General features: G+C 59.7%; 11 protein-coding genes. 5 read left to right on the plus strand and 6 right to left on the minus strand.

Annotation, left to right across the window (positions count from 1 at the left end; genetic code table 11):
* The first annotated feature begins 246 nt into the window (after positions 1-246).
* The 3 genes from GBM95_RS01020 to GBM95_RS01025 all read left to right on the plus strand — a co-directional run bounded on the left by GBM95_RS01020 (position 247) and on the right by GBM95_RS01025 (position 2,209).
* Positions 247-1,314, plus strand: coding sequence for a hydantoinase/carbamoylase family amidase (locus GBM95_RS01020; RefSeq protein WP_319643757.1), 1,068 nt, complete (start codon positions 247-249; stop codon positions 1,312-1,314).
* Positions 1,281-1,430, plus strand: a complete 150-nt coding sequence (locus GBM95_RS13090) for a hypothetical protein (RefSeq protein ID WP_319643758.1) — start codon at positions 1,281-1,283, stop codon at positions 1,428-1,430. Before GBM95_RS01020 ends, GBM95_RS13090 begins: the two co-directional genes overlap by 34 nt.
* A 62-nt stretch (positions 1,431-1,492) precedes the next feature.
* The gene (locus GBM95_RS01025) at positions 1,493-2,209 is read left to right on the plus strand and encodes a LuxR C-terminal-related transcriptional regulator (RefSeq protein ID WP_152157386.1); all 717 of its coding nucleotides are present in this window, start codon (positions 1,493-1,495) and stop codon (positions 2,207-2,209) included.
* 220 nt (positions 2,210-2,429) lie between these two features.
* On the opposite strand, the gene GBM95_RS01030 is transcribed toward GBM95_RS01025, so the two are convergent.
* Positions 2,430-3,779: an anaerobic C4-dicarboxylate transporter gene (locus GBM95_RS01030; protein ID WP_152157387.1), complete on the minus strand. Its 1,350-nt coding sequence runs from the start codon at positions 3,777-3,779 to the stop codon at positions 2,430-2,432.
* A gap of 459 nt (positions 3,780-4,238) precedes the next feature.
* On the opposite strand from GBM95_RS01030, the gene GBM95_RS01035 reads away from it, so the two are divergent.
* Together GBM95_RS01035 and GBM95_RS01040 are read left to right on the plus strand one after the other, a co-directional pair.
* Positions 4,239-5,345 carry an efflux RND transporter periplasmic adaptor subunit gene (locus GBM95_RS01035; RefSeq protein ID WP_152157388.1) on the plus strand — a complete coding sequence of 369 codons (1,107 nt, stop codon included), beginning with the start codon at positions 4,239-4,241 and terminating at the stop codon, positions 5,343-5,345.
* 9 nt (positions 5,346-5,354) lie between these two features.
* On the plus strand, positions 5,355-8,465 hold the full coding sequence (locus tag GBM95_RS01040) for an efflux RND transporter permease subunit (protein ID WP_152157389.1): 3,111 nt from the start codon (positions 5,355-5,357) through the stop codon (positions 8,463-8,465).
* 74 nt (positions 8,466-8,539) lie between these two features.
* On the opposite strand, the gene dnaJ is transcribed toward GBM95_RS01040, so the two are convergent.
* The 5 genes from dnaJ to GBM95_RS01065 form a co-directional block, all read right to left on the minus strand.
* Positions 8,540-9,715 carry a molecular chaperone DnaJ gene (gene dnaJ / locus GBM95_RS01045; RefSeq protein ID WP_152157390.1) on the minus strand — a complete coding sequence of 392 codons (1,176 nt, stop codon included), beginning with the start codon at positions 9,713-9,715 and terminating at the stop codon, positions 8,540-8,542.
* 155 nt (positions 9,716-9,870) lie between these two features.
* Complete coding sequence (gene dnaK / locus GBM95_RS01050) at positions 9,871-11,793, minus strand: molecular chaperone DnaK (RefSeq protein WP_152157391.1); 1,923 nt, start codon at positions 11,791-11,793, stop codon at positions 9,871-9,873.
* 291 nt (positions 11,794-12,084) lie between these two features.
* Positions 12,085-12,702 carry a nucleotide exchange factor GrpE gene (gene grpE / locus GBM95_RS01055; RefSeq protein ID WP_152157392.1) on the minus strand — a complete coding sequence of 206 codons (618 nt, stop codon included), beginning with the start codon at positions 12,700-12,702 and terminating at the stop codon, positions 12,085-12,087.
* A gap of 174 nt (positions 12,703-12,876) precedes the next feature.
* Positions 12,877-13,893: a ferrochelatase gene (gene hemH, locus GBM95_RS01060; protein ID WP_152157393.1), complete on the minus strand. Its 1,017-nt coding sequence runs from the start codon at positions 13,891-13,893 to the stop codon at positions 12,877-12,879.
* A gap of 169 nt (positions 13,894-14,062) precedes the next feature.
* Positions 14,063-14,647 (minus strand): VUT family protein, encoded by a 585-nt coding sequence (locus GBM95_RS01065; RefSeq protein WP_226963100.1) that lies wholly within the window; start codon positions 14,645-14,647, stop codon positions 14,063-14,065.
* Between the last annotated feature and the right edge of the window lie 39 nt (positions 14,648-14,686).

A 14,686-nucleotide genomic window follows, 5' to 3' on the forward strand; every position in this document is an offset into this window, starting at 1 on the left:
ACGCATCTAAATGCTCTACCTCCGGCAACTTTGCTTCTTTCCGGGAATAGCACGCCAAAATTCCTGAGAAACAAAGTATTCAGGCATCCAAAGCCACAATGCATCCTTTACCGCGGATCAATTTTTCAGAGCGGCTTTGCACGGAATACCTTCTATTGAGGTATTTAATTGGTAGTATTTTTGGCAGAACTAAACCGGACATCGAAGTATCGGTTTATATCCCTTAATTTCTCCAGAAATATCAATATGACGCAGTTCTCTCAATTGAGCGACGCTGATTTCTGCGCTGCGATCTTTGATCATGTCCGCAGCATGAGCAAGGATCATGAAGGCGTGACCCGCCAGGGTTACGGACCTCTTGAAACCCAGGTGCTCGATTATCTCGAAGGCATCGGACGCGAACTTAATCTTGAAATTTCCAAGGATGCTGCTGGCAACGTCTGGATGACGCTCCCCGGCCGCGACCGCACGCTTCCGGCCGTGGTCTCGGGCAGTCATGCCGACTCCGTTCCCCAGGGCGGGAACTATGACGGGCTCGCCGGCATCGTGGCGGCGCTAACCGTTGCGCGCCGCATGCGCCGCGAGGGCGTCACGCCGCTTCGCGACTACCGCGTTCTGATGATGCGCTGCGAGGAAAGCTCCTTCTTCGGGAAGGCCTATGTCGGCTCTCTCGGCATGATGGGACGCCTCAAGGAATCCGACCTTGCGCTCAAGCACCGCACGTCGGGCGAAACGCTCGGCGAATGCATCGCCTCCTGCGGGCTCGACCCGAAGGCGCTCACAACGGGAAAGCCCGTCATCGACACGAGCCGGATCGCCGCCTTCTTCGAACTCCATATCGAGCAGGGACCGACTCTCACGAGTCAGAAGGATGCCCGCACGGGCATCGTTACCGGCATCCGCGGCAACATTCGTCATAAGGAAGTAAAGGTTGTCGGCGAAACGGCGCATTCGGGCGCCGTCGACAAGCAGTACCGCCACGATGCGGTCATGGCTGCGGCGCGCCTCATTTCCCGCATGGACGACAAGTGGGACGAATATCTGAAGCACGGCGAGGATCTCGTCTTCACCGTTGGCGTCATCAAGACGGCGCCGACCGCTGCGATTTCCGTCATCCCGGGTCTCGTCACCTTCACGATCGACATGAGAAGCCTCTCGGAAGCTACGTGCCGAGCCTTCCACGACGACCTCGTTGCTGAAGCCCGGAAGCTCGCAGCCGAACGCGGCGTCCGGTTCGAATTTGATGCACCGCTCTTTACGGCGCCGGCCACGACTCGGCCATGCTCGGCAACTGCGGCATTCCGGTCGCCATGATCTTCGTTGCCAATCAGAACGGCTCGCACAATCCCCATGAAGCTATGGAGCTTTCCGACTTCATGAAAGGCGTGGATCTTCTCTGGCACACCGTAATGGACTTCGACGCCGCCTGATTCATTTGGACGCCCAGATGCAGCTTTATCTCAAGAGCTGCGTCCGGACAAGGACTCTAACCATGGAACATCGGAAACCCAGCGTAGTTGTCGTGGACGACTATCCGCTCTTCCGCAAGGGCATTGCTGATGCGCTCACCACCAATGCCAACTTCCAGATTCTCGGTCTCACCGGGGATGAGAAGACGGCGCTCTCGCTCATCGGCCTCAAGCCCGACATCGTCATCATCGACCTTGACGCAAAGGGCTTTCAGCCCCTCAATCTGCTGCGCCTCATCAAGTACCGGCAGCCATCCTGCCGCGCCGTCATGCTGATGAGCTCGCCCAACAGCTCCTCCAACCTCATGCAGGCCATTCGCCTCGATGCCAACGGCTACCTCCTGCGCAACATCCCGATCGACGAGTTTGTCGATCAGATGAAAATTGTTGCCCAGGGCGGCATGGCGGCTTCGGAAAAAATCACCTCAGCCCTTGCCGAGCACCTTCGTTCCGGCACGATTGAGGAGTCGGAAACGAACGTCACGCAGCTTCTTACCAAGCGCGAATTTGAAGTGCTCTGCTGCGTCGCCTCGGGTCTCTCCAACCGCGAGATCGCTCAGTACCTCGAAATCACGGACGGCACGGTCAAGGTGCATGTAAAGCATCTCCTCAAGAAGCTTCACTTCCGCTCCCGCGTTGAAGCGGCCGTCTGGGCGTCTGAACGCGACTATCGCATTCCGGAAGAGAAGCTCGCAAAGATCGGGCTCAGCGGTTCGCCTAAAACCTTCCGCCGCATGTAGCGTCACCCAGGGGTGATTTGCAAATCCAAATGCCCGGGCGTCTGTCGTCAGACGCCCGGGCATTTTTCTGCGCCGTCTTTGGAGAACGGCATTCCCCAAACAGCGAACGGGGACCCTTCCCTAAAGAAGGATCCCCGTTTTATTGCTTCAGTACCGATCCGGGAAAAGCTCCCGGATCAGTCGGCTTGCATCAAAGCGTCCTCACAGTAGTTATGTGTCTTTAGATGTAGCCGTAGAGCTTGCCGAGCACCCAGCCCATGCCCGTGGCGGTGAGAACGCCGATCAGGCCCGGGAGGATGAAGGAGTGGTTGATCACGAAGCGGCCGATGTGGGTGGTACCCGAGCGGTCAAACTGGAGAGCAGCCAGGTCGGACGGATAGGTCGGCAGGATGTAGTAGCCGTAGCAGGCGGACGAGAAGGCAACCACGAGTCCCGGAGGCGTACCAACCTGAAGGGCGACCGGCACGATCGTCGCAACAGCAGCAGCCTGAGAGTTCACGAGCTTCGACACGAGGAGAAGCACGAGAGCGTAGGTCCACGGAGCTTCCTTAACCCAGTCAACCAGGATCACCTTAAGGTCAGCAAGGTGAGCCATGAACATCGTATCGGCCATCCAGGCAACGCCGTACACAGCAACGATCGCGACGCAGCCGGCATGGAACACCGAACCCTTCGAGATCATGGAGGCGCGGACGCCGCAGAACATGACCATCAGAGCGCCGGCGGTCAGCATGCATATCTGAATCAGCTGGGTCATGCCGAGGGCCTTCTTGCCGACCATCGGACGGAGGCTGGGCTCAGAACCGAGGAGAGCAACGAAAGCGATCGTGAGGAGGAAGATCCAGAGGGAAGCCCAGGCAGTCTTCGGGAAAACCTTGCCGACGAGGGTCGTGTTTTCGCCGTAGACGTACTTCTTCTGTTCCGGATCGGAAATGAGCTTCTGGAAAGCTTCATCCTTGTCGAGGTCCTTGCCGCGGAAGGACGAATAGGTCGCTTCAGCGAAGAGGCCGACGATGGCGGCCGGGATCACGATCGAGAAGAGCTGAACGAAGCCGAAGGGCTTGCCGCCGACTTCATAGCCGTCGAGCAGAGCGATCATCGAGACCGCAGCCACAGCGGCCGGCGAGCAGATCACGCCCATCTGAGCAGCAATCGTCGAAGCAGCCATCGGGCGTTCCGGACGAATGTTGTTCTTAATGGCAACGTCGTAAATAATCGGGAGCATCGTGTAAACGACGTGACCGGTACCGCAGAGGATCGTCAGGAACCAGCAGAGGTACGGAGCGACGTACACGACAGCGCGGGGGTGACGGCGCAGAACGCGTTCAGCGATCTGAAGGAGGCAGTCAAGGCCGCCGGCAGCCTGAAGGCTGGCGGAGCCGCAGACCACGGCCAGAATCGTAAGAATCACGTCGACCGGCGGCTTGCCCATAGGAATATGGAAGCCGAAAATCAGCACCATCAGGCCGATACCGCCGATGAGGCCGAGGGCCATACCTCCCTTTCGGGCGCCGTAGAACAAGCAGATCAAAACTATGATCAGCTGTAGCCAAAAGTCATATCCGAGCATGTCTTTTCTCTCTTTAGAGTGAGGACGAGGGCATTATCGGCCCCGAATCTCAAAAAAGGGGTAGAAAACTGCTCTACTTTTGACTAAGTACAAAAATTTACAAATAGGCGGATAAGGGTTTACATTTCACTCTGCTTCATCCCCCGCCAATCAGCATCAATCTCAGCCGCCCGCTCCCAGTAAGGCTTCGGCGAATCAAAGCCTCGTCCGGAATTGTTTCAGAGGCCTCTTTTTCCGCCTCATTCCTCTTTACAAAACGCCGTTCGGAGAGCCCCGCTTCCCTGCTCTCAGTAGTACCTCCAAAAAAATACGAGTTTTCACGGAACCCGCTGTTTCAGAGGAGTTGAGAAGATCCATGCAAGCGCTAAGTCTCTGCGCTTAGCATTCAAAATTCGGCAGGCGCGCATTCTTTTCTTCTGATCTGCGCGCTCCCTCCGGTACCCTATTACTCCCTCTGCCATGCAACGAACTCTCTCCTGCTGCGCCCTCCTGCTTGCTGCCGTCCTGACGCTCTCCGGCTGCGGAGAGGCGAAGAAAGCCGCGGCCCCCAGGCAGCCGCTCCCCGTAACCACCGTTACGGTTCAATCGAAAGATGAGGTGCACTGGCTTGAAACCATCGGCCAGGCAGAGGCCGGCGCCGCAATCAATGTGACGCCACAGGCGGGCGGCCGGATTCTCCGGGTGAACTATAAGGAAGGCGACTTCGTCAAAGCCGGACAGGTTCTCTTCGAGATTGATCCGTCAAGCCTCAGCGCGCAGCTCGCTTCCGCAGAAGCCTCGCGGCGGCAGCTCGAGGACGAACTGAAGCAGGCCGATCGCGAATACCGCCGCAATGCGGAACTTCTCAAAAGCGGTGCGGGAAGCCAGAAGGACTTTGACGATGCCAAGAGTCTGAGGAGTCAGAAGCAGGCCGCGCTTGCGCAGGCGAAGGCCAATGAGGAAGACGCCCGCATCAGCCTCTCCTGGACCGAGGTGCGCGCTCCAGTCCAGGGCTACGTCTCGAAGGCGCTCTTCAACCCCGGCGCCGTCGTCATCAAGGACAGCTCCGTACTCGCCTCCATCACGCAGAAGGACGACATCCGCGTTCTCTTTGCACCGTCGGACCGCGATCTCGCGGGCGCCGACATCACGAATGAAACGCGCGTGAGGGTCTTCCGCACGGACGGGAAGGAAATTCCCGCCACGCTCGACTACATCGCGCAGACCTACGGCGCCGATACCGGCACCCGCACGCTGCGCGTCAGGGTGCCTTCTGACGCCGGGATTCTGCCCGGCGAATTCGTCCGCATCCGCTATCAGACAACGATCGACCGCAATGCGTATCGCGTGCCTCAGCGCGCCGTCAAGCAGCTTCCTGACGGCACATATGCGCTCTTCGTCCTGAAGGACGGCAAGGCCGTTCAGACGGCGGTTGAGGTAGGCCTCTGGGAAGGAAAGGACTGGATCATCCGCAAGGGGCTCGCTGACGGCGAAAAGGTAATTACCGATCAGCTCATCAAGCTCCAGAACGGCACCCCCGTGACCGAGAGGGCTCCGGCCGCTCAGCCCGAGAATGCTAAGAATTAAGGCGCTCACATGCTCAGTCAGTTCTGCATCCGGCGCCCGATCTTCGCCACAGTCCTCTCGCTCTTCATCGTCCTCGCGGGCCTTGTTGCATTAAGAGTTCTTCCGCTTTCGCAGTATCCCAACATCACGCCGCCCTCGGTTCGCATTTCGGCAACCTACGACGGCGCCGATGCGGAAACGATCGCCCGTACCGTAGCCGCCCCGATTGAGGATCAGCTTTCCGGCATCGAGGGGCTTCTCTACTACACGACAAGCATCCGCTCAAACGGCGACATGTCGATCATGTGCGTCTTTGAGGTCGGCACCGACCCCAACGACGCGATGCTTGAAATCAACAACCGCGTCCGAACGGCTGAAAGGCGTCTGCCCTCGAGCGTGCGCGACCAGGGCGTTTCAGTTCGAAAGCGCTCCAACGACGAGCTCCTCATGATGGCGCTCTATTCGCCCGACAAGTCCATGTCGGCGTCGGAAATGGCGGACTATGCGACCCTCAACATCGTCGATGAACTCAAGCGCCTGCCGGGCATCGGCGACGTGAACGTCTTCGGCAACGTCCAGTCCGCCATGCGCATCTGGCTTGATCCGGAACGCATGACTGAGCTCGGCGTCACGACGAAGGATGTCGACGACGCGGTTTCCGCGCAGAACGCCCAGCGCGCCGTCGGCCGAATCGGCACGTCGCCGACGCTGCCTGATCAGCAGCTCTACTACAAGATTTCGACGCCGGGGCAGCTTCTCACGCCTGAGGAATTCGGCGAAATCGTCATTAAGAGCGATTCCGCTCACGGGCTCGTGCGCCTGAGAGACATCGCCACCACCGAAACCGGCAAGCGAAGCTATGAATTCCGCGTCGACATGAACGGTCAGCCCGGCGTCAATGTCGGCGTCTACCTGCAGACGGGCGCCAACGCCATGTCGGCAGCCGCTGAAGTCAAGGCGCGGATCACCGAACTCGCGCAGGAGTTCCCGCAGGGCAAGCTCGCCTACGTCATCACGAACGACACCACCGTCTTCGTCGGCGCCTCCCTCAATGAGGTCTACCACACGCTCGCCGAGGCCGGCCTTCTCGTTCTCGTCGTGGTCTTCCTCTTCCTTCAGAGCTGGCGCGCCACGCTCATCCCCATGCTCGCCGTTCCAGTGTCGCTCATCGGCACCATGGCAGGCCTCTGGCTCTTCGGCTTTTCGCTCAATACGCTCACGCTCTTTGCGATGACGCTCTCCATCGGCATTGTGGTCGACGACGCCATCGTGGTGCTCGAGAACGTCGAACGCCTGATGCGTACTGAAAAGCTTTCGCCCTTCGACGCCTCCATCAAGGCGATGCAGGAGGTTTCAGGCGCGCTCGTCGCCATCGTGCTCGTTCTGTCCGCGGTCTTCATCCCGGTGGCGTTCCTGGGCGGCATTGCCGGCGAACTCTATCGACAGTTCGCGGTGACGGTTTCCGTTTCCGTCGTGATTTCGGGCTTCGTCGCGCTGACTCTCACGCCTGCGCTCTGCGCCATTCTTCTTAAGGACACGAACGAGAAGCCGCTTGCCTTCTTCGTCTGGTTCAATAAAGGACTCGCGCGCTTCACCGTTCGCTTTCTGCAGCTTGTCCGCCTCGCCCTCAAGCACCGCATTCTTTCCGCCATTCTTCTCGTCCTCACCTGCCTAGGCGCCTGGCAGCTTCTCGAACGCACGCCGACATCGTTCGTGCCGCGCGAAGACCAGGGCATCGTGCGCATGGCGATTCAGCTGCCTGAGGGTTCAGCCTTCCCGCGGACCGAGGAGGTTGCGGAAGGGTTTCTTGCGAAGATTCAGAAGCTTCCCGGCGTAAGCAACGTCGTCACGATGATGGGCTTTGACACCCTCGGCAGCGACATCCGCGCGAATGCCGCGACCTTCATTCTCCAGCTCAAGAACTGGAGCGAACGGACGATGACGGCGGACGACTACCAGCAGGAGCTCTCCAAGTGGCTCCGCGAAAGCCCCGATGCCCGCGGCGTGGCGGTGCTCCCGGCGGCGATTCCCGGACTGGGTTCCTCGAACGGCTTCTCGGGCTACGTGACGGCCCATGGTTCAGACAATCCGCTCCTCCTTCAGGAAGTTACGGACGGCTTCATCGAAGAGCTCTCCAAGCGCCCGGAACTGACCGGCCTCAGAAGCTCCCTCGTTGCCGACAGCCCGCAGCTCATGCTCCATGTCGACCGCGACCGCGCCTATGCGCTCGGCGTTGACGTCGACGACGTCTACAACACGATTTCGGCGCTTCTTGCCTCGGACTACATCAACGACTTCACGCGAAACGGCAAAACATACCGCGTGGTCATGCAGGCAGATGCCAAATTCCGGTCGCTTCCTTCCGACATCGGCCGCGCAAGCGTTCGCTCCTCTTCCGGGAAAATGGTGCCGATCTCGACCATGATCTCGCTCGAGCGCGTTTCTGCGGCGGAATCGCTCGCCCGCATGAACGGCTACCTCGGCGCCCCGATTATGGGGGCTGCCGTGCAGGGCCTGAGTTCAGGCGACGCTATCCGGATTGTTGAGGAAACTGCCCGCGAATACCTTCCCCCGGGGTACCAGGTCGAATGGACCGGACAGGCCTTCCACGAAAAGCGCATCGGCGCTTCTTCCGCGACGGCCTTCGGCTTCGGGCTTCTTGTGATGTTCCTCATTCTTGCGGCGCTCTACGAAAGGTGGTCGCTCCCGATTGCCGTGGTGCTCGCGGTTCCCTATGCGTTCCTCGGGGCCATGACGGCCATCTGGCTGAGAGGCACGGCGAACGACATCTATTTCCAGATTGGTCTTCTTGTTCTCATCGGCCTTACGGCAAAGAACGCCATTCTGATCGTCGAATTTGCGGCTCAGAAAATGGAAGAGGAAGGGAAGGGCCCCTTTGAGGCGGCGATTGAAGCCGCAGGCCTTCGTCTGCGCCCCATCCTGATGACCTCGCTTGCCTTCATCCTGGGCGTCCTGCCGATGGTCACCGCCACGGGAGCGGGCGCGGCCGCGCGTCACTCCATGGGCACGGGCGTCTGCGGCGGCATGCTTGCCGCAACCTTCATTTCAACCATCTTCGTGCCGGTCTTCTTTACCTGGTTTGCGAGGAAGAGGAAGAAAGCCGTCAGTGCAAAAAACTGATTGACCGCAGGCCGAAAAAAAGCCCGGGCCTCCATCGCGGAGCGTCCGGGCTTTCTTTTGAAGACCTCAGGTCTTTACTTCTTCTGGAAGAAGTTCTTCACTTTGTCGAAGAACCCCTGAGATTTCGGATTGTGCTTTTCGCCGCCTTCCTTCAGAGAAGCATCGAAGTCGCGCAGCATCTTCTTCTGCTTGTCGGAAAGGTTGACCGGCGTCTCGATCTCGATGTGGAGATAAAGGTCGCCCGGCTGATGCGTGTGCAGATTCGAAATGCCCTTGCCGCGCAGACGGAAGGTCTTGCCGCTCTGCGTGCCTTCAGGAAGCGTGATGCGGCTTTCGCCGTCAAGCGTCGGCACCGTCACTTCGCCGCCCAAGGCAGCCGTCACGAACGAAATCGGGAGCTGCATGTGCAGGTCGTCGCCGTTGCGCTCGAAGATGTCGCTCGGACGCACGCGGATCTCAATGAAGAGGTCGCCCGCAGGACCGCCGTTGACGCCGGGCTCGCCCTTGCCGCTCATGCGGATGCGCTGGCCGTCGTTGATGCCGGCGGGGATGTTGACCTCGACCACCTTGGCGGAGCGCTTGAAGCCCGTGCCGCTGCAGTCGGGGCAGGGATCTGCAATCACCTCGCCCGTGCCGTGGCACTGCGGGCAGGTCTGCTGAACCTGGAAGAGGCCGTTGCTTATGCGGACGACGCCTGCGCCGTGGCAGGTCGGGCAGGTCTTCTTCGACGTGCCCGGACGGCATCCGGTGCCGTGGCAGCTTGTGCATTCATCCCAGGCAGGAACGCGGATGTCCATCTTGCGACCGTGCGCAGCATCCTCAAAGCTCACCTCCAGGGTGTAGCTCACGTCGTTGCCGCGCATCGGCTGCGGCCCCTGGGGGCCGGCGCCGCGTCCGCGGCCGCCTCCGAAGAGGTCTGAGAAGATGTCGCCGAAGGCGCTCTGGAAGTCGCCGGAATTCATTCCGCTGAAGCCGCCGAACCCGCCCTGGCCGAAGCCGCCGGCACCGGCGTCAGCAGCGCTCGGATCAACCCCGGCCTTGCCGAAGCGGTCGTAGGCAGCGCGCTTTTGCTCGTCGGACAGAATCGCATAGGCTTCGCCGATCTGCTTGAACTTTTCTTCAGCCGCCTTGTCGCCCGGATTGCGGTCCGGGTGATATTTCATGGCAAGACGCCGATAGGCCTTCTTGATGTCGTCCTGGGAGGCTCCGCGATCTACGCCGAGCACCTCGTAATAGTTCTCTTCCGCCATGTCGATGTCGTTGATTTCAAAAAGCTGAGAAAGGGCCGGCTGGTAAAACTAGCCGACCCTTCTCGTAATGGAAGCGCCTTTGCTGCGCCTGGAGTTCCGTTTACGCCCCCGGAGGGATCTCCGGGGACCTGGCGGAACGGGCCGAACCTGAAGGATTACTTCTTCACGTCCGTGAAGTCGGCGTCAACGACATCGTCGTCCTTCTTGCCGGCTTCAGCGCCCTGCTGCTGTTGCGGCTGAGCCTGAGAAGCAGCCTGGGCAGCCTTGTTCATCTTTTCGCCGATCTTCTGCGCAGCGGTCATCAGACGTTCAACAGCCTGATCAATGGCGGCCTTGTCCTCGCCCTTGACCTTCTCTTCAACGTCCTTGATGGCGCTCTCGCAGGCAGCGCGGTCTTCGCTTTCAACCTTGTCGCCGAAATCCTTCAGGGTCTTCTGAACCTGAGCGATGGCGGCATCGGCCGTGTTGCGGGACTGAGCGAGCTCGAAGCGGCGGTGATCCTCTTCCTTGTTCGCTTCAGCATCAGACACCATGCGCTTGATCTCTTCCTCAGAGAGGCCGGAGCTCGCCTTGATGGTGATGTTGTTTTCCTTGCCCGTAGCCTTGTCCTTGGCGGACACGTGCAGGATGCCGTTGGCATCGATATCGAAGGTCACTTCGATCTGCGGGAGTCCGCGCGGAGACGGCGGAATGCCTTCGAGGTTGAACTCGCCGAGGAGCTTGTTCGACGCGGCCATTTCATGCTCGCCCTGATAGACCTTAATGGTCACGGCAGGCTGATTGTCTTCCGCGGTCGAGAAGACCTGCGAGTGCTTCGTCGGAATCGTCGTGTTGCGCTTGATCATCGCGGTCATCACGCCGCCCAGGGTTTCAATGCCGAGGGTAAGCGGAGTCACGTCGAGAAGGAGCACGTCGCGGCGTTCGCCCGTGAGAACCGAACCCTGAATGGCTGCGCCGATGGCAACCGCTTCATCGGGGTTCACGTCCTTGCGGGGTTCCTTGCCGAAGAATTCGCGGACGACTTCCTGAACGCGCGGCATGCGGCTCATGCCGCCCACGAGGATGACGTCGGTGATGTCGGACTTGGAAGCCTTCGCATCATTGAGCGCCTTCGAAACCGGGGCAATCGTGCGCTGGACGAGGTCCTCAACGAGGCTCTCGAACTTCGCGCGGGTGATGCTCATGTTGAGGTGCTTCGGACCCGTGGCATCGGCCGTGATGTAGGGGAGGTTGATCTCCGTTTCCTGACGGCTCGAGAGTTCGATCTTCGCCTTTTCAGCAGCATCCTTCAGGCGCTGCAGGGCGAGGACGTCCTTGCTCAGATCGGCGCCGGTGTCCTTGCGGAACTCATTGATGATGTAGTCGACGAGGCGCTGGTCGAAGTCTTCGCCGCCCAGGAACGTATCGCCGTTCGTGGAGAGCACTTCGAACTGCTTGTCGCCGTCGATGTTCGCGATATCAATGATCGAAATATCGAACGTGCCGCCGCCCAGGTCATACACGGCAATCTTGCGATCGGCCGTGCCACCCTTGTCCATGCCGAAGGCAAGCGCCGCGGCAGTCGGTTCATTGATGATGCGCTTGACGTCAAGGCCCGCAATGCGGCCGGCATCCTTCGTCGCCTGACGCTGGCTGTCGTTGAAGTAGGCAGGCACCGTAATGACGGCTTCCGTAACCGGCTCGCCGAGGTAATCCTCAGCGGTCTTCTTCATCTTGCGAAGCACTTCAGCAGAAACCTGCTGCGGAGCGAGCTTCTTGCCGGCAACCTCAACCCACGCATCGCCATTGTCCGCACGGACAATGCTGAACGGCGCAAGCTTCAGATCCTTCTGGACTTCCGCATCGTCGAAACGACGACCGATCAGACGCTTCACGGCGAAGAGCGTGTTCTTCGGATTCGTGACGGCCTGACGCTTTGCGGGAGCGCCGACGAGAATCTCACCGTTTTCCATGTACGCAACGATCGAAGGCGTTGTGCGGGCGCCTTCACTGTTCTCGATGACCTTGACGTGATCGCCTTCCATGATGGCGACCGCGGAGTTCGTCGTACCAAGGTCTATACCGATGATCTTTGCCATGTTTAGTGGTTCCTTATGGATTGCCCGGTTTCCGACGCGCCCGACTATGAAGCGCGCTCAGGAACCAAGCGCTTGTGAAATCTTTCCGGAAGGCCTTCCTCCTCGCGGGGGAATTGCCTTCGTTCTTTCGCTCTTTAATGCCTATATGGGGCCGGTCCATTCTTTTTCAAGGGCCGGTTTGCAAAAAATCTTTTCATGACTTCCGGATCGAACCTGGAGGCATGCACAAAAAGAAAATGCCCTGCAGGAATTTCTTCCCGACAGGGCATTTTCAATAGGATTGCCTCTCCGTTACTGAGCGACGCTCACCATGGCAGGACGCAGCACGCGGTCGCCGATGCACCAGCCGCGCTGGAAGACCTGAACAACGTCGCCCGACTTCATGCCCTCAGGAGCCGGCACCATCGTGATCGCCTGATGATGATGCGGATCAAAGGGAACGCCCTTCGGATCGATCGGCTTCATGTCGGAAACATCGAGCGCATGAAGGAACTGGCGATAGGTCGCTTCCATGCCTTCGCGATAGGGGCTGTCGGGCTGACCGTCCGTGGCCTCGATCGCCTTTTCGAGGCTGTCGACGACGGGAAGCAGGTTCTTCGCGAACTTTTCAATCGCGAACTTGCGCGTCTTGATGAGTTCCTCGTTCGAGCGGCGGCGGGTGTTTTCAAGTTCCGCCATCGCACGCACGTAGAGGTCGTAGTGCTCAAGAACCTTGGCTTCGGAGAGCTTGAGCGCGGCCTGAAGCTCCTCGACCGTGGGCTTCTTCGCTTCGGCAGGCTTTGCTTCAGCCTCTGCGCCGCAGGCGCATTTCGTCTGAGGCTCCGCATCATGGCAGCCGCAGCCGCCCTGACCGCACGAGCAGCCGGCTTCATTCTCTTTCTTGGCAGATTCGTTCTGAGCTTCAGTCATTTCGGTTTTCCTGTAGAAAGCGTCCGGATGGGGGCGCCCCGGCGCTCCCTCAGTTCAGGAAGCGCGGACATTGCCGCCCGTCCGGCAGATCTGGTTTTCCTCATATATGGGGACGGCGCGGCCCTTTTTCAAGACCGCGGAAACCTGAGGAAAACGCCGAGATGAGGTGCTTTCTTAAATCCAGCCCGAGAGCTCGCGCCGGGCAATGGCTGCATAAGCTTCGACGGCCTCGTCGCTCTCATTGAGGGCGGGAATGTAGTGGAAGACCCCGTTCGGGTTCGCTCTGAGATAGGCGCTGCGAAGCTCGTCCCCGATTTCCTCAATCGTTTCAAGGCAGTCAGCGGCAAATCCGGGGCAAACCACGTCGATGCGGGGAAGTCCTTCACGGGCAAGTTTTTCCACGAAGGGAAGCGTATAGGGCTGAAGCCACTCGTCGCGGCCGAAGCGGCTCTGGAAGCTCACCGCCCATTCGTTCCCGCGCAGATTGAGCCGTGCGGCAAGCGCTGCTGCCGTTTCATGGCACTGCGCTTCGTAGACGTCGCCGAGCGCCGTGCTCCTGGCCGGTATCCCGTGAAAGCTCATGAGGAGGCGACCGCCTGCATCCATCGGACGTCCGGCCTTTTCCCAGAAACGCTCGATATGAAGCGCCAGGGCCTCGATGTAGTCGGGCTCGAGGTGATATTCGCGCACCGTGCGGAGCGCAGGAACATTTCTCATGGAGAGCGCCGTTTCAAAGACTTCGTCGAGACACGCCGCTGAAGTCTGCGCCGCATACTGCGCGAAGAGCGGCATCACGAGAATGCGCTCAATCCCTTCCTTTTCCACGAGCCGGCGCACGCAGTCCTCCACCGCAGGCTTCCCGTAGCGCATCGCCCAGACAACGCGCACGCCGTCGCCGAGCCTTTGCTGGAGCTTCCGGGCAGTCTTCTTCGTGTGGACGATGAGCGGAGAACCTTCCTCCGTCCAGACGCCCTGATAACGCTTTGCGGACTTTGCCGGCCGAACGCGAAGGATGATGCCGTGAAGAATCGGCCACCACTTCCACTTCGGAAGCTCAATCACGCGGCTGTCAGACAAAAATTCCGCCAGATACTCCCGCACGGCGCCAGCTTCGGGAGCCTCGGGCGAACCGGTATTGATGAGAAGAAGCGCAGTCTTCGGACGCTGAGAGGTAAGGACGGAGTCTTCCATAGGATGCCTGAGGCGCTCGTAGGGCGGCGCCGGACTATGGCGTCCGGCTCTGCCGCCCTGAAATTAAAACTTCAGAATGCTTTTTAATCGCGGGACCGCAGGGACCCCGCTGCAAAAGCGAATGCGCCTCGAATTTTCCGCCATCGACCTTAAGGTCGCCTTGTGGGCTTCAGAGCGCACGCGCGAGCGCTTCCTGACGCACGCGGCGATGACGCCACATCCACAGGATGGCGCCGCCCAGAAGGCTCATCCAGAATTTTCCGAGCACCTGCCCGAAGAGATAATCAAGCGACCCGAAGGCGAGCGTGAGGAAAATCATGCTGTCGACAACGGATCCCACGAGACCGGAAACAATCACGGCCGTCGAGGGGAGCTTCTTTCTCATGGGCGTATAGACCGCAAAGTCGGCGAGCTCAGAGAAAAGGAAGGCGGCCGTGGAGCCGAGCACGACGGAGGGTTCGGCAAGGAAGGCCGAAAGGAAGGCGCCCGCGACGATCGCGGCAATGGTCCAGCGATTGCCGAGAAGATTCTGCACGGCATCGCGAAGCACCAGGGCAAGACCGGCGAGCATCACGGCCGAAGGCGACCAGACGCCGGGCCAGACAGGAATCAGGCAGGGGCCTGCCGGATCGCAGACAAGACCCACGTTCATCACCACCCAGTTGCCGAGCGGGATGGTGAGAATAAAGAGAATCAGGGTGATAAGGCCGTACTGAAAGTGCCGGCTGGAAAACGCCCGGGGGCTCATAGCCATAGCTTTGCTCCTTGAGGACGCGCCTTCCGGCAGATATCC

This window comes from Sutterella seckii, from assembly GCF_009183815.1.
GTDB lineage: Bacteria > Pseudomonadota > Gammaproteobacteria > Burkholderiales > Burkholderiaceae_F > Sutterella > Sutterella seckii.

Excerpts from the sequence above, each read along its gene's own strand:
- GBM95_RS01020 (WP_319643757.1), top strand. The coding sequence starts at position 247 with ATGACGCAGTTCTCTCAATTGAGCGACGCTGATTTCTGCGCTGCGATC.
- dnaJ (WP_152157390.1), bottom strand. The coding sequence starts at position 9,715 with ATGGCGGAAGAGAACTATTACGAGGTGCTCGGCGTAGATCGCGGAGCC.
- GBM95_RS01030 (WP_152157387.1), bottom strand. The coding sequence starts at position 3,779 with ATGCTCGGATATGACTTTTGGCTACAGCTGATCATAGTTTTGATCTGC.
- hemH (WP_152157393.1), bottom strand. The coding sequence starts at position 13,893 with ATGGAAGACTCCGTCCTTACCTCTCAGCGTCCGAAGACTGCGCTTCTT.
- GBM95_RS01035 (WP_152157388.1), top strand. The coding sequence starts at position 4,239 with ATGCAACGAACTCTCTCCTGCTGCGCCCTCCTGCTTGCTGCCGTCCTG.
- dnaK (WP_152157391.1), bottom strand. The coding sequence starts at position 11,793 with ATGGCAAAGATCATCGGTATAGACCTTGGTACGACGAACTCCGCGGTC.
- grpE (WP_152157392.1), bottom strand. The coding sequence starts at position 12,702 with ATGACTGAAGCTCAGAACGAATCTGCCAAGAAAGAGAATGAAGCCGGC.
- GBM95_RS01040 (WP_152157389.1), top strand. The coding sequence starts at position 5,355 with ATGCTCAGTCAGTTCTGCATCCGGCGCCCGATCTTCGCCACAGTCCTC.
- GBM95_RS13090 (WP_319643758.1), top strand. The coding sequence starts at position 1,281 with ATGCTCGGCAACTGCGGCATTCCGGTCGCCATGATCTTCGTTGCCAAT.
- GBM95_RS01025 (WP_152157386.1), top strand. The coding sequence starts at position 1,493 with ATGGAACATCGGAAACCCAGCGTAGTTGTCGTGGACGACTATCCGCTC.
- GBM95_RS01065 (WP_226963100.1), bottom strand. The coding sequence starts at position 14,647 with ATGGCTATGAGCCCCCGGGCGTTTTCCAGCCGGCACTTTCAGTACGGC.